Source organism: Streptomyces sp. NPDC091272 (genome assembly GCF_044757485.1).
GTDB lineage: Bacteria > Actinomycetota > Actinomycetes > Streptomycetales > Streptomycetaceae > Streptomyces.
Map to the genome: position 1 here is coordinate 192,213 of NZ_JBIVVC010000014.1, position 25,544 is coordinate 217,756.

The window sequence follows — 25,544 nt, forward strand, 5'->3', positions numbered from 1 at the left end:
TGTTCAGAAAAACGCGTCAACCGTCGATTCCCCTGACGCACTGCTTCGTTGGATCGAGTGACCGTTCGTACATCGAAGGAGATCGTGTTGAGCCGTACGAGCAGGAACAACAAGCAGAAGGGCCGCAAGCACCGTCGGGTGAACCGGACTCCCCGGCCCGTGACCCCCGTTGACCGGCGCAAGGACGGGCCCGGCCGCGCGCCCGCCGCCGTTCGGGCCCCGGCCGAGGCAGCCCGTCCGGCTGCCATGGTCCCCCGGCCGGCCGCCGGCGTGGAGCAGGCGCTCGCGGACGGCCTGAGCAGGCACGCGCAGCGCACGCTGACCTGCTTGCACGACAGCGGATCCGCGGGTGCCACGACGGAGGACCTCAGCGAGGCCGTCGGTTTCACGGCGCGCACCGTCGCCAAGCACCTGGACGGGCTGTCCAGGTGCGGGCTGGTCGAGCAGGATCCAGGCGGCCGCTGGTCGGCCACGGACCCGGCCCCCGTCGGCAGGTCGGCGGAGGCTTCGCTTCCGGCCCAGAGCAGGGGCACGAAGGACGCGGTACCGAGCGCCAGGTAGGCGCTCCCGACAAGGAACCCAGCGCCGCACCGGCCGCATTTTCGCGGCCGGTGCGGCGCTGTGCGGAGACTGGTCAGGACCCCTCGGCGAAACTGATCAGGACCACACGTCGAAGCCGGTCAGGAACCCACGGCGAAACTGATCAGGACCACACGGTGAAGGAGACGTTGACCCGCGAGGTCTTGCCCGCGGCGTCGGTCACCGACAGCACGGCGGTGCGGAAGCCCCAGGTGGTGGGGGATCCGGAGATCAGTCCGGTCGCGGCGTTGACGGTCAGGCCGGCGGGCAGACCGGTGGCGCCGAAGGTGTACGGGGCGGTGCCGCCGGTCACGGTGAGCGGCAGGTTGACCTGGCGGCCGATGTAGACGTTCTGGCTGCCCGGGTTGGCCAGGACCGGGTTGGTCCCGGAAGCCGTACCGACGGTCCAGGTGAAGCTGGTGCTCCCGGTCTTCTTGGCGTTGTCGGTGGCGGTGACCGTCACCTTGGAGGTGCCGGCGGTGGTCGGGGCGCCGCTGATGGTGCCGGTGGCGGGGGCGATGGACAGGCCCGCAGGGAGGCCGGTGGCGCTCCAGGTGTAGGGGGCGGTGCCACCCTCGGCGCTGTTGCGGACCTCGACCGCTGTGTTGACCACGGTGTTCTGGTTGCTGACGGCGGAGACGGTGACCTCGCCCGGCTGCGGGGCTGAGGTCACCAGGCCGGCACCGAACTTGCCCAGTGCTTCGTTGACGGGCTGGAAGATGGTGAACTTCTCGCCGCTGCCGCCGCTGCAGGTGGCGCTGCCGCCGCCGGAGTGCAGGCCGACCGCCTTGCCGCCGGTCGCGGTGACGTAACTGCCGCCCGAGTCGCCGCCGGACGAGCAGGCGTTGGAGTACGACAGGCCGTCGATGACGACGCTGCCGTAGTCGACGCTCTGGTTGACCTTGGTGACCTCGCCGCACTGGAATCCGCTGGTCTGGCCGGAGCGACAGACCGCGGTGCCGACGACGGCTTCGGCGGAACCGGTGACGGGCACGTCGCCCTTGCCCCAGCCGCTGACGGTCCCGGAGAGGTTCCAGCCGGCCTGGTCGACGTCCACGATGCCCATGTCGCCCTCGCGGGCGTTGACGCTGCCGGTGCCGTTCTTGTTCGAGGTGCCGACGCGGGTGCCGTCCTTGCCGTAGGCGGCCTGGTTGACGTCGTTGGTGCAGTGACCTGCCGTCAGGAAGGCTTTCGTGCCGCCGCTCGTCCGGGTGACGGGGAACCCTATGGAGCACGGGCTCTCGGTGCCGGGCACCCACTTCTCACCGCCCAGGACGTTTCCCGCCTGCTGCCGCGGTACGTCCTTGGACTCGACGACGCGTACGACGTCTCCGAAGGTGGCGAGGGTGGCGGTGAAGGCGGCGGTGGCCGGGGTCGCCCTGGCCGGGTCGACGGTGACCTCCACCCGGTTCGCACGTGCGTCCGGGCCCCAGGACAGGACGCCGGGCACGTCCGCCGCCCGCGTGGAGACGGAGCGCAGGACGTCGTCGACCGCGGTCCGCGAGTGGGCCGCGCGGTGCACGACCGCACCTGCGGCACGCGCGGAGGCGGCGTCGGCGTCCGTACTGACGGCGACGTGCAGCCGCCCGTCGCCGGCCGCGAACCAGATGCCCGCCAGCCGGTCACCGATCCGGGCTCGTACGGCCGTCGCGGTGCGGGCCGCGTCGGTCTCCTGGGAGATCCGCTGCTGGAGGCCGGATTCCGACAGGTGCAGGTCACGCATCATCGCGGTGCGGACGTCCTGCGGGACGGGGGGAGGTTCCGGGGCGGCGGACACGGCGTGCGCGGGCAGGGAGCCGAGGACGGCGAGGGCGGCAGCCGCCGCGACGGAGGCCGTCACCGCGCGGGGGGAGAGTCTGCGCATGAGGGGGAAGCCCTTCTTCTCGTGCTTCTCGTGAGAACCACCCGCCGCGGGACCACAACGGGTGCCGTGCCGTGAGCCGTACGGAGACGGCTCACGCTGGGATTCCGGGAGACGTCGCGGGGAAGTACGGCACCGGCCCGGGGTGGCCCCCACAGTGGGCGCCGGGAAGCGACCCGTACATCGGGGAAATCCCCTGCGTTCCGCTTGCGGAGGCGGGAACAGGGGCGGGGCGGGGCGTCGGGAATACGGGCCCCCGGGCACGAGCCGTCCGGGACGCTCCCCCGGGTAACGCCCCCGCGGGGCATGCGGGTTATCCCTTGTACCCCGCGCTTCAGGCGCGAGGCCGTTGCTCGTGGGGTGGGCTCCTGGCTACGGTGCGCGGATGACCAGCCCTCCCCTTGCGGTGACGGTGTCCGGTGCCGCCGACGGTGACGCCACCTGGCGCGAACTGGTGCACCGGGCGGCCGGCCTGCTCGCCCGGCACCGTCGCCTGTCCGTCACGGGTTCGTGGGGCTCCGGCAAGACCACCCTGCTCGACGCGCTGGCACGCGCCGCGGCCGCGGAGGGCGGGCGGTGCCTGCGCGTCCGGGCCAGGCCCGAGGACAGCCGCCTCGCGTACGGCGCGGTCGCCCAGTTGCTCCGGTCCGGTCCGGCCTCCGATCCTGACAGCCCCGTGGCGCAGCCCCCGGACGGGCTCCGGCCCCAGGACCTCTCCGGCCCCGCACCGGCCGGATCGCCGCTCGCCGTGCGGTCGGCCGTTGCCGAGCTGGTCGGCGACGGCGTTCCGACGCTGCTGCTCGTGGACGGCGCCGAATGGGTCGATCCCGAGAGTGCGGACGCGCTCTCCTATGTCCTGCGGACCGCGGCCGGGCTCACCGTGGTCGCGTCGGAACGCACCACCGCCTACCCGCACGCCGCCGACCGCCTGCTGGGCGGCCACGCGCCCGTTCTCGCGGTGCGGCCACTGACGCCCACCGACACCGCCGCCCTGCTCTCCCGGTCGGCGCTGCCCGCACGCTGGGCCGGACCCGTACACCGGTACTGCGGAGGGCACCGGGCCCTGTTGACGGCCTACCTCGACGCGGCGGCCGCCGATCCGCCGCCAGGACACGGGCCGCCTCGATGGCCCGCCGAGGTTCAGGACCGCGCGCACGCCTGGTTGCGGACGGTGCCGGAAGCGGTCAGGGCGACCGTCCGCGCCGCCGCGCTCAGCCGGCACCTCGATCTGACGGTTCTGCGCAACGCCGGGCATCCGGACGCCGAGGACCACCTCGAAAAGGCGCTGGCGGCAGGGCTGTTGACCTCGCGGAATCAGCCCGGCAGCGCGCCGCGGCACCCCGGTGACCTCGCCTTCGCTGCCGGGGCCGTGGCCGCCGCGGCGGCCGCCACGGGTTCGGCCGCTCTGCGTGCCGCTCTGCACCACGCCCTGGCGGACGCCGTGCCCGATCCCGTACAGCGAGCCCTGCACCGTGCGCTCGCGCAGGGCACCGCCGACCGGGCGGTCGCAGAGGACACCGCGGACGCAGCCGCGGTCGCCCGGCAGGACGGGGACCGTCACCTCGCGGCGGAACTGATGCTGCTGGCCGCGAACCTCACCCCGGCCGACCGGCCACGGCTGCGGCTGGACCGGCTGGCCCGCGGCGCGCACGACGCGGCGGCGGCAGGCCGCGTCGACCTGGCCCAGCAGGCGGCGGACGCGGTCGCCGCGGGGCGGGGTTCGGCCGCCCAACGGGTCGGCGCACTGCTCGCGGTGGTCGACGCGCACGGCCAGGACCTGGCGGGGCTCGAAAGCCGGCTCGCCGAGGCCCGACGGCTCGCCGACGACGACCCCGGCCTGCTGGCCTCCGTCGCCCTGCGCGCCGCCATCCGCGCGAACCTCGGCGAGGGCGGCGCCGCCGAGGCCCTCCAGCACGCCGGTAGCGCCGCCCTGCTCGCCGGGCAGGCGGACGACGCCCCGCTGCGGGCGGCGGCGTTGACGATGCGGGCCAGGACCGAGCGTCTGACGGGCGCTCACGAGCTCGCCGGGCGCACCCTCCGGGAGGCGGTCGCGCTCGGCGTGCCGCCGGAATCCAGCGGGATACGGAACAGCCCCGAGTACCTGACCGCCCGGCACGCCCTCTTCGACGACCGGGTCGGTCCCGCCCGTGCGCAGTTCATGGCCCTCCTGCCCCTCGCGCAGAAGGCGGGCGAGGCCGAGGACCTGGTGGACCTGTGGCGCAGTCTCGCCGAGGCCGACACCAGGCTGGGTTCCTGCGGGGCCGCCATCGACTGGTCGGACCGCGCGCTCGAACTGACCGCGAGCGCGGGGCTGTCACCCGGCCCCGCCTGGTACACCGCTGCCCTGGTGCACAGCCACGGCGGTTCCTTCGCCCGCGCCGCGCGCCACGCCGAGCAGGCCGTCCGTACGTCCCGGGAGGAGCGCGACAGCATTCACACCGCCCGGGGCCTGTGGGTGCTCGGCTCGGTGCGTCTGCACACCGGGGACGCCCAGGGAGCTGCGGACGCCCTGGCGGAGGTGGCCGTGCTCGAAGGCGGCGCGGACGGCACCGACCCCGGCATCCTGCGCTGGCAGTCCGACGCGGTGGAGGCGTTCGCCGCCGCACGCAGGCTCGACGACGCCCACGCACTCCTCGACACCCTGCACGCCGTGGTCGGCACGCACGGACGGCACGCCGGGCTCCGGGCGGCGCTGACCCGGGCCCGAGCGGTCTGTCTGCGCGCCGAGGGGAGTGCGGACGAGGCGGCCGAACTCCTTGAGGACTCCGCCCGGCTGTTCGGCGCCCTGGGCATGCCGGTGGAGGAGGGCCGCAGCTGTCTCGCGCTGGGGCGCCTGGAGCGCGGGCGGCGCAGACAGGCCGCGGCGCGCGCCGCCTGGCAGCGGGCGGAGGCCGTGTTCCGGGCGGCTGAGGCCGCACCCTGGCTCGCACTGACCACCGCCGCCGTGGAACGGCTCGCCGGCCACCAGCAGACCGCCCCGCCGACCGGGCCGGCCGGGCTGAGCGCGAGCGAGCACACGCTGGCCGCGCTGGTCAGGGACGGCGCCAGCAACCGGGAGGCCGCGGCGCGGATGTTCCTCTCCGTCAAGACGGTGGAGAGCATGCTCAGCCGCATCTACCGCAAGACGGGCGTGCACACCCGCACCCAGCTCCTGAACCGGCTCGACCGCACGCCGGACCGGCCCTGACCCGGCGTGCCCGCGACCGCTGACCGCGACCGGAGGCCGCTGTCCCGCCGCAGTCCCGACGCACTGCAACCCGTCGGCACGCGCACCCCGTCGGCCCCCAGCACGCGCACCCCGTCGGCCCTCCTCAGTGAGCCCCGCGGCCCGTCAGCCCTCCAGCAGCCGCGCCGCTGCCGTGCGGCCCGAGGCGACGCAGGCCGCGATGCCGACGCCTTCGTAGAGCGCCCCGCACACCTCGGTGCCGGGCAGCCTGCCGATCGCGTCCTGGACGGCGGCGACGCGCTCGGCATGGCCCACCTCGTACTGGGGGAGGCCGTGCCGCCAGCGGGTGATCTTGACGGACAGGGGGTCGCCCAGCGGTCCGACCGCTTCACCCAGGTCGGCCAGGGCGAGCTGGGTCAGGCACCGGTCGTCGAGGTCCAGCAGGTGTTCCTCGCCCGCCCGGCCCACGGAGGCGCGCAGCACGAGTGCCGACGGCGCCTGGTCGCGCTGCCAGGGCCACTTGTGGGTGAGGAGGGTGACGGCCTTGACCGTACGACCGTCCACCGGCGGGACGAGGAAACCGTTGAGCTCCGGCGGCGGCCCGTCCGCCGTGCGGGCGAACGCCATCGTCAGTACGGCGGACCCGGCGGACCGTACGGCCGCCAGCTCGCTCTGCGCGGCGGGCGAGTGGGCGCGCAGCAGGGGCGCCGCCGCGTGCGCGGGCAGGGCGAGGACCACCGCGTCGGCGTCCAGCGTGGCCGGTCCCTGCCCGGTGACCGCGTGCACCCGCCAACCACCGCCGGAGACCCGTTCGAGGGCGAGGGCGGTCGTACGGGTGAGGATGTGCGCGCCGCTCGCGGAGGCGACCGCGAGGGGCAGCCGTCCGGTGCCGCCGGTGATGCCGCGCACCATGCCGGTCCTGGGCCCGCTGCCACGGGGCCGGGCGCGGCGGCGGAGCGTGGCGAGCAGCGAGTCGCCGGTGGCGGCGACCGCGGCGATGCCGGGCATGGCCGAGCGGAGCGAGAGGCGGTCGGTGCGGCCCGAGTAGATGCCGCCGAGCAGCGGTTCGACGAGCCGGTCGACGGCCTCCTGGCCGATGCGCGGGGTGAGGTATCCGGCGACGGTGAGGTCGGTGACGACGGGACGGGCCGGGACCGCTTCCTCCTGGGCCAGCCTGGCCAGGCCTTCGGGGGACAGCAGTCCCGTGCCTTCGAGTGCGGCCGGGTCGGGCGGGATGCCGAGCATGTGGCCCGCGGGCAGCGGCCGCAGGGCGCCGCCGGTCCAGAGCGTGACGGGCGCGGGGGCCGGGTCGCAGAGGGCGTCGCCGAGGCCGACCTCCTCGGCGAGCCGTACCGCTTCGGGGCGCATCGCCATCACGGACTCGGCGCCCTCGTCGACCGGGATGCCCGCGAGCGAGCCGGTGCGCAGTTTCCCGCCGACGCGGTCGCACGACTCCAGGACGGTGACTTCGGCACGGCCGCGCAGTTCCCAGGCGGCGGCGAGTCCGCTGATGCCTCCGCCGATGACGATCACTGAGCGCACGGCTGCTCCGTTTCTGTTGTCCGCGGCTGGTACGCGCACCAGGGGTCGGCCGCGAGGGGGTCGCCGGTGACGGCGTACGCCCGGGAGCGCGAGCCGCCACAGACGGTCTTGAAGTCGCACGCTCCGCACTTGCCGCGCAGCAGCGAGGGGTCCCGGAGGGCCAAAAAGAGGGGTGATGTGCGGTAAATGTCCGACAATGGGCGGTCCTTGGTGTTGTCCGCGGACAACGGAAGGAAGCCGCTGGGGGTGACTTCACCGGTGTGTGAGACGAAGACGAAGCCGCGACCCGAGGACACGTCCATCGGCGGGCGGCGAACCGCCCGGTGTGCTCCCGCGAAGAGTCCGGCGGCGTCGGCGCTCGCCATGAGACGCGCGTACAGGGTGCCGGTGGGGGGCCGTTCGCCGCGTTCGGCGAGGGCGGACCGCTGGAGGACGACGCGACGGAAGTGGTGGCCCTCGGTGGTCTTGGTGGCGATGACGGATCCGCACTCGTACAGGAAGTGCAGGACGTCCTCGGTCTCGTCGGGGGTGAGCGAGTCGAGTTCCGCGCCGCGGCCCGTGGGCACCAGCAGGAACCCCGACCAGAGCATGGCCTTCTCCCGCTTGACGAGGGCGGCGATGCCGGCCAGGTCGTCCAGGCTGTGACGGGACACGGTCGTGTTGATCTGGACCTTCAGGCCGAGTTCGCGGGCGGTGCGCCAGCCGTCGAGGGTCAGGTCGAAGACGCCGTCGACGCCCCGGAAGGTGTCGTGCCGCTCGGCGGTCGAGCCGTCGACGCTGAGCGAGAGCGCGACCGCGCCCGCGTCGCGTACGGCGGTCAGGTTCTCGCGGGTGAGGGTCGGCGTGCCCGACGGCGAGACGGCCACGCGCAGCCCCAAGGCGGTCCCGTAAGCGATGAGTTCGGTGAGGTCGGGGCGCTGGAAGGGGTCGCCGCCCGTGATGACGAAGAGCGGGTGCGGGCGGCCGAAGGCGGCGACCTGGTCCATCAGGTCCCGTGCCTGCGCGCCGTCCAGCTCGTCCGGGCTGCGCAGCGGGTTCGCCTCGGCGCGGCAGTGCAGGCAAGCCAGCGGACAGGCGCGGGTGGCCTCCCAGATGACCAGGAAGGGGCGGTCGGCGACGGCGTGCCGGGGCGTGCGGACAAGGCGCGCGGACGGGGTCGTGGGGACGGGGTGTACGGGCGGGGTCGTGCGGACGAGGTGTGCGGGCGGGGTCGTCGGGACGGGGTGTGCGGGCGGGGTCGTGTGCGGGTGCGTCATCGGGTCCGCTCCCAGCCGCGCGGCTCCGGGCGCTGTGCGAGGTTCTTCGGGTCCCGGCTGCGGTAGACCACGTACGGCCGGAAGACGTACTTCACCGGGGCGCTGAAGATGTGCACCAGCCGTGAGTACGGGACGAGCGCGAACAGCGTGAAGGCGAAGAGGATGTGCAGCTTGAAGGCGAGCGGCGCGCCGGCCATGAGCGCGGGGTCGGGCGACAGGGTGAACAGCGAGCGGAACCACGGCGAGATGCCCTCGCGGTAGTTGTAGCCGTCGGTCGCACCGGTCGAGTTGAGGACCGTGGCGAGCAGTCCGAGGACGATGGCGCCGAGCAGGAAGGTGTACATCAGATGGTCGCTGCGCAGGGTCGCGCGGCGCACCGCGGGCACCTTGAGCCGGCGGTGCACCAGCAGTCCGATGCCCACGGCCGCCGCGGCTCCCGCGACGGCACCGGTGCCGACGGCGACCAGGTGGTACGTGTGGTCGTTGACGCCGACCGCGTCGGTCCAGCCCTGCGGGACCAGCAGGCCGACGACATGGCCGAGGACCACGAAGAGCATGCCGACGTGGAACAGCGGTGAGCCGATCCGCAGCAGCTTCGACTCGTGGAGCTGCGAGGAGTGTGCGGTCCGGCCGAACCGGTCGTGCCTGGCGCGCCAGACGGTGCCCGCGACCAGCAGGGCGATCGAGACGTAGGGCAGGACGCCCCACAGGAACAGATCGGTCACGGGGACGGCCTTTCGGTGAAGGGGGGCGCGCTCACGGCCGGCCACGGCAGGTCGGTGCCGGGACCGAACGGCGCGGACGGCGGGCCGATGCCGGGACCGAACGGTGCGGACGGCGAGCCGATGCCGACGAGTTCCCTCGGCGGGCCGTTGCGCGCCATCGCCTTGGCCTCCTCCTTGGTCTGCGGGGACGGCCCGGGGAGGGTGGTGCACAGGGCTTCGAGGACGGCCGCGTAGGGGGTGTCCGCCGCGGTGACGGCCAGTCGCAGCAGTTCCAGACCCACCCGGTGCTCCTCCAGCAGGGCGGTGCCGGCCGCGGGCCGACGGGCGGCGAAGTCGAGGGCGACGGGCAGGAAGTCGGGCAGTTCCTCGTCCGCGTACTCCAGCCCGTGCTCCCGGTAGGTCTGCTTGAGGCGTACGAGGGAGAGGCCGCGCCTTCGGGTGTCGCCGTCGGCCCACCAGGTGAGGTACAGACAGCGTCGGTTGCGGGTGTCGAAGGTGGCGGTGTAGTGCGCGCACAGATCGAGCGGCTCGGTGGCGGCGACGTGGTCGAGGAACCCGCCGATGAGGTCGGCTGCCTCGGGCCCGGCGCCTTCGAGGGCGGCGCGGAGCCGGGGCAGGTCGCCGTACAGCCGGGAGTCGGGGTACTCCAGGCACCGGCCGACCAGCAGCCGGGTGGTCGTGTCGGCGTTCATGCGCTCCTCCTGGTGGGGCCGAGGTTGAGCTTGACGCGCGCGGGGGCCGCCGCCGGGAGGGCGGCGACCGGACAGGCCCCGTCGGCGGGCTCGCCGAGTTCGAGGGGGTGCGCGTCGGTGAGGGCCTGCGCGTCCGCGCGCGCCGCACTCGGGACGACGAAGCGGTCCTCCAGCTTGGCGACGGCGAGGAGGCGGAACATGTCCTCCATCTCCTGCCCGGTGAGGCCCACCGCGCGGGCGACGGACTCGTCGCGCTCCTCACCGAGGTTGACGCGTCGCATGTACGCGCGCATGGCGGCCATCCGGTGCAGCACCGCGTCGACGGCGCCGGTGTCTCCCGCCGTGAGGATCTCCGCCAAGTACTCGACTGGGATGCGCAGGGCGTCGATCGCACCGAACAGGTTGCCCGCGTCCTCACCGTCGTGCCCGGTCGCGGCGACCGCGTCCACCACCGGCGACAGCGGCGGCACGTACCAGACCATCGGCATGGTGCGGTACTCCGGGTGCAGCGGGAGGGCGACCTGGTAGGTGGCGATGAGGTCGTACACCGGCGAGCGGCGGGCCGCGTCCAGCCATTCCCCGGAGATCCCGGCGGCCCGTGCGGCCTCCTGGACGGCCGGGTCGTGCGGGTCGAGGAAGCAGTCCAACTGCGCCGGGTAGAGGTCGTGTTCGTCCTCGACCGCGGCCGCTTCGGCGACCTTGTCCGCGTCGTACAGCAGCACGCCGAGGTAGCGCATCCGGCCCACGCAGGTCTCGGAGCAGACCGTCGGCATCCCCGCCTCGACCCGCGGGAAGCAAAAGGTGCACTTCTCGGCCTTGCCGGTGGCGTGGTTGAAGTAGACCTTCTTGTACGGGCAGCCGCTGACGCACATCCGCCAGCCTCTGCACCCGTCCTGGTCGACGAGGACGATGCCGTCCTCGGACCGCTTGTACATCGCACCGGACGGACAGGCGGACACGCAGGCCGGGTTGAGACAGTGCTCGCAGATGCGCGGCAGGTAGAACATGAAGGACTGCTCGAACTCGAAACGGATCCGCTCCCCCACCCGGTCGCGGACCTTCTCCACGATCGGGTCGCGCGGCCCGTGCTCGACCGCGCCACCGAGGTTGTCGTCCCAGTTGGGGCCCCACTCGATGCTGTCCATGGGGGCGCCCGTGATGCTGTCCACGGGCCGGGCGGTGGGCAGGTCGTCGCCCGCCGGGGCCTCGGTCAGGTTCTTGTACTCGTACGTCCAGGGCTGGTAGTAGTCCGAGATCTCCGGGAGGTCGGGGTTGGCGAAGAGGCTGCCGAGCCGCTTGAGCCGGCCGCCCGAGCGCAGCCGCAGCCGGCCGGAACGGGTGCGCTCCCAGCCGCCCTTCCACCGCTCCTGATCCTCCCAGCGGCGCGGATAGCCCTGGCCGGGGAGGGTTTCCACGTTGTTGAACCAGACGTACTCGGTGCCCTGCCTGTTGGTCCAGGTCTGCTTGCAGGTGACGGAGCAGGTGTGGCAGCCGATGCACTTGTCGAGGTTCATGACCATCGCGACCTGTGCCATGACACGCATGTCAGTACTCCACGTTCTGGCTTCGGCGGCGGATGACCGTCACCTCGTCGCGCTGGTTGCCGGTCGGGCCGAGGTAGTTGAAGGCCCAGGTCAACTGGGCGTAACCGCCCACGAGATGGGTGGGCTTGAGCATCACGCGGGTGAGCGAGTTGTGGATGCCACCCCGGCGCCCGGTCTTCTCGGTGCGCGGGACGCCGACGGTGCGTTCCTGGGCGTGGTTCATGTAGACGGTGCCGGGCGGCATCTTGTGGGAGACGATCGCGCGGGCGGTGACGACGCCGTTGCGGTTGACCGCCTCGATCCAGTCGTTGTCGGCGACACCGATGGCTCCGGCGTCCTGCGGCGACATCCACACGGTCTGTCCGCCGCGCCCGAGCAGCATCATGTACTGGTTGTCCTGGTACATGGAGTGGACGGCCCACTTGTTGTGCGGGGTGAGGTAGCGGACGGCGACGGACTTCTCCCCCGGCCGCTGTCCGTCCCCCTCCTCGACTGCTTCGACGCGGCCGAGTTCGGGTTCCCCATACAGCAGGTGCATGTTGAGCGGTGGCTTGTAGACCGGGAGCGCCTCGCCCACCTCGTGGATCCAGTCGTGGTCGAGGAAGAAGTGCTGGCGCCCCGTCAGGGTGTGCCAGGGTTTGAGGTGTTCCGTGTTGACCGTGAAGGCCGTGTAGCGCCGTCCGCCCGACTCGCTGCCCGACCACTCGGGCGAGGTGATGACGGGGACCGGGCGGGCCTGGGTGTCGGCGAAGGTGACGCGGGTGGACTCGGACTCGGCGGCGAGGTGGGCCAGCTCGGTGCCGACCTTCTTCTCCAGGGTCTTGAAGCCCTGCACCGCGAGGCGGCCGTTGGAGGTGCCGGAGAGGGAGAGGATCGCCTCGCAGGCGCGTTTGGCGGTGTCCAGGCGGGGCCGTCCGTCGGCGACCCCGCCGCGTACCGTGCCGTTCTTCTCACCGAGGTGGGCGACCTCCTCGCCGACCTCGAAGGTGATGGCCTTGGTGGTGACGCCGAGTTCGTCGATCAGCGGGCCGAGGGCGGCGAACTTTTCCCCGACCGCGCCGTAGTCGCGTTCGACGACGGCGAGGTTGTACATCGTGCGCCCGGGAACCGGCTCGCACTCGCCCTTCGACCAGTCGAGGGCGACGCCGCCGGGCTGGGCCATCTCGCCCCCCGCGGTGTCGTGCTGGAGGGCGGTGGCCACCAGGTCCTTGGCGACGCCCAGGTGCACGGCGGCGAGTTCGCCGAACCTGCGCGCCAGCGCGTGGAACGCGTCGTAGTCGGTGCGGGCCTGCCAGGGCGGGTCGACGGCCGGGGTGAAGGCGTGCAGGAAGGGATGCATGTCCGTGGAGGACAGGTCGTGCTTCTCGTACCAGGTGGCGGCCGGCAGGACGACGTCGGCGAGGAGCGTCGTGGACGTCATCCGGAAGTCCATCGCCATCAGCAGGTCGAGCTTGCCCTCGACGTCCTCCTCCCGCCAGGTGACGTCGCGGGGCTCACAGCGGGGGCCGTCGTCCGGCAGGTTGTGGTGGGTGCCAAGGAGGTGTTTGAGGAAGTACTCGTTGCCCTTGGCGCTGGAGCCGAGGAGGTTGGCCCGCCAGACGTTGAGCACGCGCGGCCAGTTGCGGGGCGCGTCCGGGTCCTCACCCGCGAAGCCCAGGGTGCCCGCCTTGAGTTCGTCGACGGCCGACCTGACGGGGTCGTCCACCGCGCCGAGTGCCAGCGGGTTGCGGTCGAAGGTGGGGTACGAGGGCATCCAGCCCATCCGGGCGGACGCGGCCAGGCAGTCCGCGCCCGACATGCCGTCGAAGGCGCCGTCCGCGAGGGGCGAGGCGAGGGCGTCGGCGGGGAGGGTGTCGTAGCGCCACTGGTCGGTGTGCAGGTAGAACCAGCCGGCGCCGATCATGTGGCGCGGCGGGCGGGCCCAGTCGGAGGCACCGGCCAGGGTCGCCCAGCCGGTGACGGGGCGGCACTTCTCCTGGCCGACGTAGTGGCCCCAGCCGCCGCCGTTGCGGCCCTGGCAGCCGGTGAGGGTGAGCAGGGCGAGGAAGGCCCGGTAGATGGTCTCGGAGTGGAACCAGTGGTTGGTGCCCGCGCCCATCAGGATCATGCAGCGGCCCTGGGACTTCTCGGCCGTCGCACCGAACTCCCGTGCCACCCGAGCCGCCTGGGCCGCCGGGACCGAGGTCAGGGTCTCCTGCCAGGCGGGGGTGCCGGGCTGGGACGCGTCGTCGTACGAGGTGGGCCAGTCGCCCGGCAGCCCGTCGCGGCCCACGCCGTACTGGGCGAGCATCAGGTCGAAGACGGTGGTGACCAGGTGCTCACCGATCCGGCGGACCGGTACGCCGCGCCGTACGGTGCCCGGCCGGTCCTCCTCGAACCGGGGCAGCACGATCTCCGCGGAACCCTCCCCGAGCAGCGTGAGCCGCGGGACGGTGTCGCCGAGGTCGAGGTTCCACGCGGGTGTCTCCTCGCTGCCCCAGCGGTGGCCGAGCGTGCCGCGCGGGACGACGGGCGCGCCGGTCGCGTCGTCGACCAGGACGGTCTTCCACCGCGCGTTCTCGGTGTCCTGGCCGAGGTCCGCCGCGGTCAGGAACTTGTGCGGCACAAGGCCCTGGCCGCCGTCCCGCAGCGTCACCAGAAATGGCAGGTCGGTGTATTTCCGCACGTAATCCCGGAAGAACGGGGTCTGCCGGTCGACGAAGAATTCCTTGAGGACGACATGGCCCATCGCGAGTGCCAGCGCACCGTCCGTCCCGGGGTGCGGGTGCATCCATTCGTCGGCGAATTTGGTGTTGTCCGCGAAGTCCGGGGAAACGGCGACGACCTTCTGGCCCCGGTAACGCGCCTCGGCCATCCAGTGCGCGTCCGGCGTACGGGTCACCGGGACGTTGGAACCCCACATCATCAGATACGCGGCGTCCCACCAGTCCCCCGACTCCGGCACGTCGGTCTGGTCGCCGAACACCTGCGGGGAGGCGACCGGCAGGTCCGCGTACCAGTCGTAGAAGGACAGCATCGGTGCGCCGATGAGGGAGTGGAAGCGGGCGCCGGCGGCGTGCGAGGCCATCGACATCGCGGGGATCGGGGAGAACCCGGCGACCCGGTCGGGGCCGTGCTCCTTGACGGTGTGCACGTGCGCGGCGGCGGCGATCTCCAGCGCCTCCTCCCAACTCGCCCGCACCAGCCCGCCCTTGCCCCTGGCCTGCTGGTACGTACGCCGGCGCACCGGGTCGCGCTGGATGTCGGCCCAGGCGAGGACCGGGTCGCCCAGCCGCTCCTTGGCCTCGCGGTACGTCGACAGCAGTGCGCCGCGGACGTACGGGTGGCGCACCCGGGTCGGCGAGTAGCTGTACCAGGAGAAGGAGGCGCCACGGGGGCAGCCGCGCGGCTCGTACTCGGGGCGGTCCGGGCCGACGGACGGGTAGTCGGTCGCCTGGGTCTCCCAGGTGATGATCCCGTCCTTGACGTAGACGTTCCAGCGGCACGACCCGGTGCAGTTCACGCCGTGCGTGGAGTTCACCACCTTGTCGTGGCTCCAGCGGTCGCGGTAGAACGCCTCGCCGTCCCGCCCGCCGGTGCGGTGCACCGTCCTCAGATCGTCGGACACGTCGGCCTTGGTGAAATACCGTCCGGCCTTGAGCAGTGCTTCTGCGGCACCGCCCTGGTTCTGCCGCAACTTGATCCTCCGGAAAAGGGAAACACGCGGACCCCGACTTACCGACGACCTGCCGGTAAATTCGCTGGCCCGCTTTGACCCTATGCCCGCGTTTGCGCAGGTCCCGGGGACTAAGGTCCCGCCAGGCAGTGACCTAATCCCGCAATTGGGGTTCCGCGGGGGTGACATGGTGGAATTCGGAAACAAGGTGCTTGCGTAAAAGGGCTTTTGGCCCGGAGGACGGTCGATCTCATGCACTCCTGCGTGCACTCCTGGAGCCGGGCGCGCGCGCTCGCGGCCGGGGCCGTGCCGGCCCTGCTCGCGGAACGGCTGCCGCTGTCGGCGGCCGTGGGCCGGGTGCTGGTCACCCCGCTCGCCGCCCTGACGGACCTGCCCGCCTTCGACAGCTCAGCGATGGACGGCTGGGCGGTCAGCGGCCCCGGTCCGTGGCGGGTACGGGACACCCCGGTGCTCGCGGGAGACACCTGCGGCCCGCTGGCGCCCGGCGACGCGGTCGCCGTGGCCACCGGGGCCCAGGTCCCGGCGGGGGCGAGCTCGGTGCTGCGCAGCGAGGACGCGGAGTGGGTGGATCCCCTACGCAACGACGCACCACCGGATGGGCCGACCGGCGCCCTGCTCGCCGCGCGTCGCGGGCGGCCGGCGGTCGGTCGGGACATCAGGCCGCGCGGGCAGGAGTGCCGGGCGGGTGACGCGCTGCTCCCGGCAGGCACCCCGGTCACACCCGCCGTCGTCGCCCTCGCGGCCGCCTGCGGGTACGACACCCTCGCCGTGTCCGGCCGCCCCACGGCCGACCTGCTGGTACTCGGCGACGAGCTCCTGGACCGCGGGCTGCCCGGCCGGGGGCGGGTCCGTGACGCGCTGGGCCCGCTCCTGGTGCCCTGGCTCGACGCGCTCGGCGCCCGGGTGGGCACGCACCGCCGGGTCCCCGACGAACTCGACGCGCTGCGCACCGCACTGGCCCGCTCGACCGCGGACGTCGTGCTCACCACCGGCGGCTCCGCCCGCGGCCCCGTCGACCATGTGCGCCGCGCACTGGAAGCGCTCGGCGCGCGCACGCTCGTCGGCGGCGTGGCCGTACGCCCCGGGCATCCCATGCTGCTCGCGGTCCTTCCGGACGGCAGGCCGGTCGTCGGCCTGCCGGGCAATCCGCTCGCCGCGGTCGCCGCGACGGCCACCCTCGCCGTCCCCGTACTGCGAACCCTCGCGGGTCTGCCGCCCGCCGCCGCGACCGGGCTTCCCGCCGGGGTGCGCATGGCGGGGTGCGCACCCTCCACAGCGCTGCTGCCGGTCGCGGTACGGGGCGGGGCGGTGCACCCGCTGGACTACCACGGCCCCGCGATGCTGCGCGGCCTGGCCGCCTGCGACGCGCTGGCCGTCGTACCGCCGCGGGGCGCCGAGGCGGGCACGGTGGTCGAACTGCTGCCGCGCCCGGGGGAGGCGACGGTGCGGGGAGCCGGGCCGCTGCCGGTGCCCGCCCGCGTGCTCCCTGGCGCAGCGCCCGCTTCTGCACCCGTTTCGGCGTCCGCTCGTGCGTCGGCTGCTGCGCCCGCGTCGGCGTCCTCCCCCGCTGCCCGTGACGGCGTCGCCGCATGAGCAGGCGTGGCAGGTGGATACCCGACCAGCACGGTGCCTGGGCCATGCTGGTCGTGCCGTTCGCCGCGGGCACCTTCCTGGGCGACCCGTCCTGGCTGCACCTGCCGCTCTTTGTCTGCTGGCTGCTGGCGTACGTGACGGCCTTCCACCTCCAGCAGTACGTACGGCTGCGCAGGCTGTCGCGTAACCCGCGCGCCGCGGGCCGGCACGTACGGCCACTGATCACCTTCGGCGCGGTGCTCGCCGTGGTCGGCGTCCCGCTGCTGGTGCTGCGGCCGTGGCTGCTGGTCGCGGTGGCGGCAGCGCTGCCGTTCTGCGCGGTCAACACCCTGTACGCGCTGCGCAACCGGGAGCGCGCACTGGTGAACGGCCTGGTGGCGGTGGTCCCCGCGTGCGGCGCGCTGCTCATGGCGCTGCGGCTGGGCGGCGGCTCGCTCGGCGACGGGGCGACGGCGTGCGCCGCCTGCCTCCTCTACTTCGCCGGCACCGTCCTCCATGTGAAGGCGATGATCCGTGAGCGGCGCAACCCGCGTTACCTCTACGGCTCGGTCGCCTATCACGCGGTCGCGCTGGTCTGCGTGCTGCTGATGAACCCGCTGTGGGCCGTGCTGTTCGCCTTCTGCCTGCTGCGGGCCGCGTTCCTCCCCGGCCGGGGCCTGCGCGTCAAGGCCGTGGGCCTGATCGAGTTGGGCTGTTCGGCGGTGCTGCTCGCACTGCTGCTCGGGAGCGCGGGCTGACACGACCGGGGGCGTTATGGACCTACGGCCCGTGGAAGGGGTCTTCCGCCGGTCCTGACGGGGGCCGGGGGTGCCTAGCGTGAAGGCAGGAGAACCAGGCACCACCCAGGAGGCTCGCTTCATGGCCGCTCAGGAACACCCCCGTGCCCGCCCGCGCCACGCACATCGGCACAGGTCGTCGCGGGTGGCAGCCGCCGTACTGGCGGCAGGCTTGATCGGCGTCAGCGCCACCGCCTGTGCCTCCACCCCGAGTGCCTCGGCCGAGACCGGTACGACGGACAGCGGACGGACCACCCGGTCCGCCGGCCACACGTCGGGGCTGCCCGCGGCGCTCGCCGAGGACGGCACGACGATCGTGGTGGGCAAGCGGGACGCCCCGCGCACGGTACGGATCTCGGTGGACCCGCAGTGCGGCTACTGCGCCAAGTTCGAGAACGGCGGCGGAGAGGCGGTGGCGAAGGCGGTCGCCACCGGAACGGTGAAGGCCGAGTACACCATTGCCTCGTTCCTGGACCGCGGCGAGGTGGCCGGCTCGACCAGGGCGGCCAACGCGATGCGCGCGGCCCTGGAACAGGGGAAGTTCGCCGAGTACCAGGAGGCCGTCTTCGCGGCCCAGGACAGCGAGGAGGCCGAGGGCTTCACCGACGCCTTCCTGCTGAAGCTCGCCTCCCGGGTGCCCGGCCTGCGCGGCGCCGCGTTCGACAAGGCGGTCGCCGAACTCTCCTACGGGGACTGGGTCGAGGCCTCGCAGCGGGCGTTCCGGGCCAGTGGCGAGGAGTCCGTCCCCTCGGTGCTCGTGGACGGTACGAAGGTGGAGGACGCGGACGTACTCTTCCACGCCGGGCGCTTCGCCGAGCTGCTGAGCCAGGGGGTACCGTCACGGCCATGAACATCGGGGAGTTCAGGTTCCGAACCCGTCCGTGGATCCTGCCGGCGGTTCTCGTGCTCTGCGGAGCGTTCGCCTCGACCGGGCTGTTCGCCGACGGGAGTACCGGCGCCGCCGTCGCGCTTCTCGCGTTCTTCGTGCTGCTCGCGGTCGCCCACACGGCCTGGGTGTTCCCGCGGCCGGTCGGTGCGCAGGAGGCACTGCGGCGCAGCGCGGCGGACGGCAGGCCGGTCGTCTTCTGGCGGCCGGGCTGCAAGTTCTGCCAGCGGCTGCGCATCCGGCTGGGGCGCGGTGCCGGGCAGTTGTACTGGGTCGACATCTGGCGCGATCCCGCGGGCGCGGCGATCGTACGGGCGGTCAACGACGGCAACGAGACCGTGCCGACCGTCTTCGTGGACGGCCGCCCGCACGTCAATCCGGACCCGGGGTGGGTGCGGGAACAGCTCGCCGCCACGCCCCTCGCCCCACCCCCTTCCGAGCCCCGTCACCAAGCTCCGTGACGGGGCTCGGGTCTCACCTTCAGACGCGGTCGGCAGCGATCAGGACGTACTGGAAGGAACCGTCCTTGTAGGAGTTGATGAACGCTTCCTCGATGCCGGTGACCAGCGAGGACGTGGCCCGCAGCTCCCAGTAGGGCAGCGTCGCGGGTGTCAGGTCGACGACGGCCTGCGGTACCAGGCGGTTGTCGGCCATGGCGCGCAGGTACTCCCGGCGGGAGTGGATGTTGCACTCGAAGTGCGCGTTGATCTGCGAGACCCACTTGGAGGGCTGGCCGTAACGCGGGTTCCAGCAGCCGGTGATGGTGACATAGCGGCCGCCGACCGCCAGGACCCGGGAGTGTTCGGCGAACAGGTCGTGCAGGTCGACGTACATGCTCGACTCGTTGTTCCACGAGGCGGCGGCCTGACCGGTCCTGAAGGGCATGGCCAGCATGTTGCAGACCTGGGCGCGGACGTGGTCCTGGATGCCGAGTTCCTGGGCGCGCCGGTTGCCGAACTCGGCCTGCTTGGCGGAGAGCGTGACACCCTCGACCTTGCAGCCGAAGCGCTGGTGGGCCATGACCATGGAGCCGCCCCGGCCGCAGCCCGCGTCCACCAGGGTGTCCTGCGGGCCGATGGCGCCGAGGTGGTCGAGGAGGAGTTCGGACTGGGCGGACTCCAGCCGGTGGAGCTCGGCGATCAGTTTCTTCTCGGCCTCGCTGTCCTGGGCGTCGCCGAGGGCGGAACGGTCGACGTCGCCGATGCCGTAGTGGTGGTGGTAGAGGCCGTCGACGTCGCCGAGCCGCAGGTTCACGGGCCTGGCCTCACCGTCCCAGTAACGGGCGATGTCTCCCTGGTAGGGCGTCGAGGGGTGCGGGACGAAGGTGCCGGACGGGGTGCCGGCGGACGTCTTGGTGCTGAACTCGGTGCTGGTCACAGGGGGTTCCATTCTTCTCACCAGAAGTCGGGCAGGCTGTAGCGGTAGGTGTTGGTCATGTGCCAGTGGTGGTTGCCGTCGACCCAGGCGGCCACGCCCCGCAGAAAGCGCTGCACGGGCGGCACCGGGCAGTCGGCGGCCAGTTGGGCTGCCTCGGACTCGAAGCTGTGCATGAGGTCGTTGTGGACCTCGACCGCCTTCAGATAGGCGTCCCGCTCGGTCAGGTCCTCGCGTTCGGCGATGACCACGGGCAGGTTCAGGTGCTTGCCGGGTGCGGCGAGCTCCTTCGTGTACGAGTAGAGGTCGTTGACGATCGTGGTGGCGTTGCCCGCGAGCGCGATGACGCGCTGTGTCTCGGGCCTGGCGTGCAGGTCGGCGGGGAGTTCGTAACCGCCGACGGTGTCGGTGATGGTGGGGCAGGGGCGGAAGTTGTTAAACTGACGCATCGCCAGGTACTCCCACACCTCGGGCACGCGGTCCAGTTGCGCCCAGGCGCCCTCGGCGAGGTAGCCCAGGTGCAGCCGGGCCATGTCGTGCCGGAGCCGGTCGGCCTGGGAGGCGCTCGCCGCCCTGACGAAGTACTCCATGGCGGAGCGGTAGGCGCGCCGCGGTGCGTCCGAGTGGAGCGACTGCGCCCACCCGGGTTCGTACTCCTTCGTGGTGTGCAGGGGGTCGAGGGCGGTGTGGGCGAGCAGCAGCCGTTCGCCGAGCCCGACGGGCGAGCCGCCGTGGTCCTCGCAGTAGCAGTCGTCCACCGCGTTCTCGGCGACCATCAGCCGGGTGGCGAGCATCAGGTGGTCGATGCCGGGGGCGTCCGGGTGGCAGCCGACCATGTAGCGGCTCACGGAGAAGCCGTCGAACTGTTCCGCCCACTCCTCGGGGAAGAGGTCGACCTCGTCCAGCGCCCAGGACCTGATCCGGCGGCCCACCTCCTCCACCCGTACGGGATCCGGCTCGGGTACGGGGTGGAAGTAGAGGCCCGGGACCGGCCTGCCCTCGGGCGCCTCGCCGGGTACCGGCGCCGCCGGCTCGTCGGCCGGTGTGCGCGGGCTCAGACGCAGGCCCGAAGTGCCGAGCCCACTGGGTCCGCGCAGGACCCGCGCGAGGTCCGCGGAGAGCGGCGGGGGGTCGGCGGAGGGTGCGGCGGGTGGTGGCGGCCCGGCGAGGGGTGCGGCGGGCGGTGGCGGCCCGGCGGGCAGTACGGAGAGCGGCGGAGGCGCGATGGGGAGCGCGGCGGGCGGTGGCGGTTCCGGCAGGGACGGTACCCGGGGTGGGCCCCCGGTGGCGGCCGTGATGTCGCAGGCGCGGGCGGCAGCGTCGGCGAGTACGTGCGCCCCAAAGCGCGAGGCGGCCTCGGGGAGGCTCGACTGCGCGGGGGTCGGCTCGGGCGCGGGCATCCATGGCTCCTTGCTGAGGTGTTCGACTGGTCCGGGCGCCGTACGCGCGGGTGCGGGGGTCCGAGGGCCCCGCCTTCGTCCGCCGGCCGGGTTCAGGCGCTCCTGCGGGCGATCTGGACGTTCTCCAGCATGCCGAGCGCGTCCGGCACGAGGACGGCCGCGGAGTAGTAGGTGGTGACGAGGTAGGAGATGAGCGCCTGTTCGTTCATCCCCATGAAGCGGACCGAGAGCCCCGGCTCGTACTCGTCGGGCAGGCCGGTCTGCCGCAGGCCGATGACGCCCTGGTTGTCCTCCCCGGTCCGCATCACCAGGATGGAGCTGGTGTTCTCCTTGCTGATGGGGATCTTGTTGCAGGGCAGGATCGGGACGCCCCGCCAGGCGGGTACCTGCTGGCCGCCGAGGTCGACGTGGTCCGGGTAGAGCCCGTACGCGGAGAACCCGCGTCCGATCGCCGCGATCGTCCTGGGGTGGGCGAGGAAGAACTTGGAGCCCCGGCGCCGGCAGAGGATCTCGTCCAGGTCGTCCGGGGTGGGCGGTCCCGAGTGCGGCTGGACACGCTGCTTGAAGTCCACGTTGTGGAGCAGCCCGAACTCCCGGTTGTTGATCAGCTCGTCCTCCTGGCGTTCGCGCAACGCCTCGACGGTGAGCCTCAGTTGCTCGGCGGTCTGGTTCATCGGCCCGTTGTAGAGGTCGGCGACCCGGCTGTGCACCCGCAGCACCGTCTGCGCGACGGAGAGTTCGTACTCGCGCGGCCGGGACTCGTAGTCGACGTAGGCGCCGGGGAGTTGGTGCTCGCCCGCGTGCCCCGCCGACATCGCGATCTCCGCCTCTCCCTTGTGGTTCTGCCGCTGCCGTGGCAGCGCCCTGAACTCCTCGATGTGCTCGTGCAGTTGAGGGGCGGAGTCCTGGACGGCCGCGAAGTCGGCGCGGGAGAGGGTCAGCAGGGTGCCCGCCGTCTCGGCGGTGACGGTGTACTCCCAGCGGGCGTCCGCGTCCCACAGTGCCTGGTCCCCGAACCGGTCGCCGTCGGCGAGCACGGGCCCCGACTGCTCGTCGCCGTACTGCCCGACGCCGCTCTGCGTGACGCGGCCGTGCGCGATCAGGTGGAGCCGGTCGGCGGACGTGCCCCGCTCCACCAGCGTCTCACCCGCCCGGAAGTCGCGCTGTTCGCACCGGCCGGCGAGCGCGGTCAGCACCTCGACGTCGTCGAAGCCGCGCAGCGGGGCCAGTTCACCGAGTTCGCGGGGGATCACCCGGACCGCGGCGCCGTCCTGGACGAAGTCGACCCTGCCGTCCCCGACGGCGTAGCTCAGGCGGCGGTTGACCCGGTAGGCACCGCCCTTGGTCTCCACCCAGGGGAGCATCCGCAGCAGCCAGCGGGAGGTGATCTCCTGCATCTGCGGGGCGGACTTGGTCGTCGTGGCGAGGTTGCGGGCGGCTGCCGTGCTCAGGGACTGCCGGTCCGGCTCGACCTGCGGCTCGGGGCTCGTTTCCACACTCATTCGGGAGGGTTCTCCTTGGTCGGGACGGCGGCCGGCGTGCACCCGTCACCCGTGACGAGGCGCCGGTGCCGGTACCGGGGGAGTAAGAGCAAGCAAGCAAGAAGGAAGAGGGAGCAACAGGGGCAGAGGTCGGTGAAGGCCCCCAAGGCGGGGCGAAGGTCTGGGAATCCCGCCAGACACGGTGGAACAGTAGCGACCGGTGCGGCCCGTCGGCCCGGGGAAACCGGTGACATTAGCTCGATACGATGATCGTGACCTGACGGTGTTTGCCCGGGTACCGGCGGGATTCAGCCGAGTATCACGCCGCACCCCACCCGCGGCACTCCGCACCCCGGCCGCAGCGCCACCTCGACGGGACGGAATCCGGCCATCCCACCGCACACCGCACGTAGCGGCCGGGCCTACGCATCCCCTAAGGGCGCGGGGCGGGCGGGGATCGCACCCAGGGCGCCGGGCCGCCGCGCGTCCCGAAGCCGCGCGTCCCGAAACCGCACCCCCGAGCAGCAACCCAGATACAGCGCGTTTGCATTAGCCCGCGTCTGCAATTATTGTCTTCGCTTGTAAGGCGCTATCGCAATGTACCTCGGAAGGTCGCTCCCATGCCTCTCGCGCTCCTGGCCCTCGCCATCGGGGCCTTCGGAATCGGCACCACCGAGTTCGTCATCATGGGGTTGCTCCCCGATGTCGCCGCCGACTTCGGCGTCTCGGTGCCCACCGCCGGATTCCTGGTCACCGGATACGCCCTGGGGGTCATGTTCGGCGCACCGCTCATGACCGTCCTCGGCACCAAGATCTCCCGCAAGAACATGCTGATGCTCCTGATGGGCCTTTTCATCGTGGGCAACGTCGTCTCGGCGGTCGCGCCCAGCTTCTCGGTGATGCTGATCGGCCGGGTGGTCGCCTCGCTCGCCCACGGTGCGTTCTTCGGCATCGGCTCGGTGGTCGCCGCCGAACTGGTCGCCCCCGAGAAGAAGGCCGGCGCCATCTCGATGATGTTCACCGGCCTGACCGTGGCCAACGTCGTCGGCGTGCCGCTCGGCACCTTCGTCGGCCAGAGCGCCGGCTGGCGCGTCACCTTCTTCCTGGTGGCTGCGCTCGGCCTCCTCGGCCTCCTCGGCATCGCCAAGCTGGTCCCGGACGTGCCCAAGGCGCAGGGCGTCCGGCTGCGGCACGAGGTCGCCGCGTTCAAGAACGTCCAGGTACTCCTGGCGATGGCCATGACCGTGCTCGGGTTCGGTGGCGTCTTCGCCGCCATCACCTACATCGCCCCGATGATGACCGACGTCACGGGCTACGCGCAGTCGTCGGTCACCTGGCTCCTGGTCCTCTTCGGCCTGGGCATGGTCACCGGCAACCTGATCGGCGGCAGGTTCGCCGACCGCAAGCTCATGCCGCTGCTCTTCACCGCACTCGGCGGCCTGGCCGTGGTCCTCGCGCTGTTCACCGTCGGCGCGCAGAACAAGGTCACGGCGGCAGTGGCCGTCTTCCTCATCGGCGCCCTCGGCTTCGCCACGGTGCCCCCGCTCCAGAAGCGGGTGCTGGACCACGCGCACGGCGCCCCCACCCTGGCCTCCGCCGTCAACATCGGCGCCTTCAACCTCGGCAACGCGCTGTCCGCCTGGCTCGGCGGCATCGTGATCGCCGCGGGCTTCGGCTACACCTCGCCGAACTGGGTGGGCGCCTCCCTCGCCGTCGGCGCGCTGCTGCTCGCCGTCGTCTCCAGCCTCCTGGAGCGCAGGGAGCGCCCCGTGACGGCCTCGGACGTGGTCGCCGGTTCGCCCGGCAGCACGGCGCCGGCCGCACCGCCCGCCCGGCCCACTCCGGCGCAGCAGCCCGCCCCCGCCCACCACTGACCACCCCCCACCGCACCACCCCCCACCGCACCACCCCCCACCGCACCGACCAAGGAACAGCGCCATCATGACTTCGCTCCCCCAGATCCCCACCCTCACCCTCAACAACGGCGTCCAGATGCCGCAGCTCGGCTTCGGCGTCTTCCAGGTGCCGGACGAGGACACCACCGCCGCCGTCCGCTCCGCACTCGAAGCCGGGTACCGCAGCATCGACACCGCGGCCGTCTACGGCAACGAGGGCGGCGTCGGCCGGGCCCTCGCCGAGTCCGGGACCGCCCGCGACGAGCTGTTCGTCACCACCAAGCTGTGGAACGCCGACCAGGGCTACGACGCCACGCTCACCGCCTTCGACGCCTCGCTCGACAAGCTCGGCCTGGACCACGTCGACCTCTACCTGATCCACTGGCCGGCCCCGGCCCGCGACCTCTACACCGACACCTGGCGCGCCCTGGAGAAGCTGCTCGCCGACGGGCGCACCCGCGCCATCGGCGTCTCCAACTTCCAGCCGGCCCATCTGGAGCGGCTGCTCGACAAGGCGTCCGTCGTCCCCGCCGTCAACCAGATCGAACTGCACCCCGGCCTCCAGCAGCGGGAGCTGCGCGAGTTCCACGCCCGGCACGGCATCGTCACCGAGGCATGGAGCCCGCTCGCGCAGGGCGCCGTCCTCGGGGACGAAGCGATCACCTCGATCGCCGCCAGGCACGGCAGGAGCCCGGCCCAGGTCGTCCTGCGCTGGCACCTCCAGACCGGCAACGTCGTCATCCCCAAGTCGGTCACCGAGGCCCGCATCCGCGAGAACCTCGACGTCTTCGACTTCGTACTGGACCAGCAGGAGCTCGACGCCATCTCCGCGCTGGACCGGGGTATGCGCACCGGGCCCGACCCCGACACCCTCAACTGACCTCCCGGCGGGGCCGGGCCCCCCCCCCCGCCCCCCCCCCCCCCCCCCCCCCCCCCCCCCACCCCCCCCCCCCCCACACCCCCCCCCCCCCCCCCCCAACCCCCCCCCCCCCCACACCCCCCCCCCCCCCCCCCCCCCCCCCCCAAAACCCCCACCCCCCCCCCCACCCACCCCCCATGACTAAGAAACTCAAAAAGCCCCGGAACCCCCCCCCCCGG

The 25,544-nt window shown here is 72.7% G+C and carries 18 protein-coding genes; 8 read left to right on the plus strand and 10 right to left on the minus strand.

The features are described from left to right. Positions 1-87: 87 nt before the first annotated feature. On the plus strand, positions 88-561 hold the full coding sequence (locus ACIQM4_RS30595; protein WP_401598241.1) for a hypothetical protein: 474 nt from the start codon (positions 88-90) through the stop codon (positions 559-561). A gap of 142 nt (positions 562-703) precedes the next feature. Here the strand turns inward: ACIQM4_RS30595 and ACIQM4_RS30600 are convergent, their stop codons facing one another. Further along, positions 704-2,443: a putative Ig domain-containing protein gene (locus ACIQM4_RS30600; RefSeq protein ID WP_401598242.1), complete on the minus strand. Its 1,740-nt coding sequence runs from the start codon at positions 2,441-2,443 to the stop codon at positions 704-706. 382 nt (positions 2,444-2,825) lie between these two features. Here ACIQM4_RS30600 and ACIQM4_RS30605 point away from each other — a divergent pair, with 382 nt between their 5' ends. Continuing rightward, positions 2,826-5,627, plus strand: coding sequence for an AAA family ATPase (locus ACIQM4_RS30605; RefSeq protein ID WP_401598244.1), 2,802 nt, complete (start codon positions 2,826-2,828; stop codon positions 5,625-5,627). 144 nt (positions 5,628-5,771) lie between these two features. On the opposite strand, the gene hemG is transcribed toward ACIQM4_RS30605, so the two are convergent. From hemG to ACIQM4_RS30635, 6 genes are read right to left on the minus strand one after another with little or no spacing between them, the layout of a single operon-like run. Further along, entirely contained in the window at positions 5,772-7,148 is a 1,377-nt protein-coding gene (hemG, locus tag ACIQM4_RS30610) for a protoporphyrinogen oxidase (protein ID WP_401598246.1), read from the minus strand. Then, a complete protein-coding gene (locus ACIQM4_RS30615; RefSeq protein ID WP_401598248.1) occupies positions 7,136-8,404 on the minus strand; it encodes a TIGR04053 family radical SAM/SPASM domain-containing protein in 1,269 nt (422 codons plus the stop codon). Before ACIQM4_RS30615 ends, hemG begins: the two co-directional genes overlap by 13 nt. After that, positions 8,401-9,129 (minus strand): respiratory nitrate reductase subunit gamma, encoded by a 729-nt coding sequence (gene narI, locus ACIQM4_RS30620; RefSeq protein ID WP_401598249.1) that lies wholly within the window; start codon positions 9,127-9,129, stop codon positions 8,401-8,403. Before narI ends, ACIQM4_RS30615 begins: the two co-directional genes overlap by 4 nt. Next, on the minus strand, positions 9,126-9,821 hold the full coding sequence (narJ, locus tag ACIQM4_RS30625) for a nitrate reductase molybdenum cofactor assembly chaperone (RefSeq protein ID WP_401598251.1): 696 nt from the start codon (positions 9,819-9,821) through the stop codon (positions 9,126-9,128). The genes narI and narJ overlap by 4 nt, the downstream gene beginning before the upstream one ends. Beyond that, positions 9,818-11,365, minus strand: a complete 1,548-nt coding sequence (gene narH / locus ACIQM4_RS30630; protein ID WP_401598252.1) for a nitrate reductase subunit beta — start codon at positions 11,363-11,365, stop codon at positions 9,818-9,820. The genes narJ and narH overlap by 4 nt, the downstream gene beginning before the upstream one ends. A 1-nt stretch (position 11,366) precedes the next feature. Next, complete coding sequence (locus ACIQM4_RS30635; protein ID WP_401598254.1) at positions 11,367-15,041, minus strand: nitrate reductase subunit alpha; 3,675 nt, start codon at positions 15,039-15,041, stop codon at positions 11,367-11,369. Positions 15,042-15,272: 231 nt separating this feature from the next. Between ACIQM4_RS30635 and ACIQM4_RS30640 the strand changes: the two genes are divergently transcribed. The 4 genes from ACIQM4_RS30640 (at position 15,273) to ACIQM4_RS30655 (ending at position 18,757) form a co-directional block, all read left to right on the plus strand. Next, the gene (locus tag ACIQM4_RS30640) at positions 15,273-16,634 is read left to right on the plus strand and encodes a molybdopterin molybdotransferase MoeA (protein ID WP_401598255.1); all 1,362 of its coding nucleotides are present in this window, start codon (positions 15,273-15,275) and stop codon (positions 16,632-16,634) included. Beyond that, positions 16,631-17,371 (plus strand): YwiC-like family protein, encoded by a 741-nt coding sequence (locus ACIQM4_RS30645; RefSeq protein ID WP_401598256.1) that lies wholly within the window; start codon positions 16,631-16,633, stop codon positions 17,369-17,371. Before ACIQM4_RS30640 ends, ACIQM4_RS30645 begins: the two co-directional genes overlap by 4 nt. A gap of 121 nt (positions 17,372-17,492) precedes the next feature. Continuing rightward, entirely contained in the window at positions 17,493-18,260 is a 768-nt protein-coding gene (locus ACIQM4_RS30650; protein ID WP_401598258.1) for a DsbA family protein, read from the plus strand. Further along, the gene (locus ACIQM4_RS30655; protein ID WP_401598260.1) at positions 18,257-18,757 is read left to right on the plus strand and encodes a glutaredoxin domain-containing protein; all 501 of its coding nucleotides are present in this window, start codon (positions 18,257-18,259) and stop codon (positions 18,755-18,757) included. Before ACIQM4_RS30650 ends, ACIQM4_RS30655 begins: the two co-directional genes overlap by 4 nt. 19 nt (positions 18,758-18,776) lie before the next feature. Here ACIQM4_RS30655 and ACIQM4_RS30660 read toward each other — a convergent pair whose 3' ends face one another. The 3 genes from ACIQM4_RS30660 to ACIQM4_RS30670 all read right to left on the minus strand — a co-directional run bounded on the left by ACIQM4_RS30660 (position 18,777) and on the right by ACIQM4_RS30670 (position 22,572). Then, positions 18,777-19,673, minus strand: coding sequence for a geranyl diphosphate 2-C-methyltransferase (locus ACIQM4_RS30660; protein WP_401598261.1), 897 nt, complete (start codon positions 19,671-19,673; stop codon positions 18,777-18,779). 17 nt (positions 19,674-19,690) lie between these two features. Continuing rightward, entirely contained in the window at positions 19,691-21,070 is a 1,380-nt protein-coding gene (locus ACIQM4_RS30665; protein WP_401598263.1) for a family 2 encapsulin nanocompartment cargo protein terpene cyclase, read from the minus strand. 92 nt (positions 21,071-21,162) lie between these two features. After that, entirely contained in the window at positions 21,163-22,572 is a 1,410-nt protein-coding gene (locus ACIQM4_RS30670; protein WP_401598264.1) for a family 2B encapsulin nanocompartment shell protein, read from the minus strand. Positions 22,573-23,171: 599 nt separating this feature from the next. Between ACIQM4_RS30670 and ACIQM4_RS30675 the strand changes: the two genes are divergently transcribed. Both ACIQM4_RS30675 and ACIQM4_RS30680 read left to right on the plus strand, forming a co-directional pair. Next, the gene (locus ACIQM4_RS30675; RefSeq protein ID WP_401598266.1) at positions 23,172-24,425 is read left to right on the plus strand and encodes an MFS transporter; all 1,254 of its coding nucleotides are present in this window, start codon (positions 23,172-23,174) and stop codon (positions 24,423-24,425) included. Positions 24,426-24,492: 67 nt separating this feature from the next. Then, positions 24,493-25,326, plus strand: a complete 834-nt coding sequence (locus ACIQM4_RS30680; RefSeq protein ID WP_401598268.1) for an aldo/keto reductase — start codon at positions 24,493-24,495, stop codon at positions 25,324-25,326. Positions 25,327-25,544 lie beyond the last annotated feature (218 nt).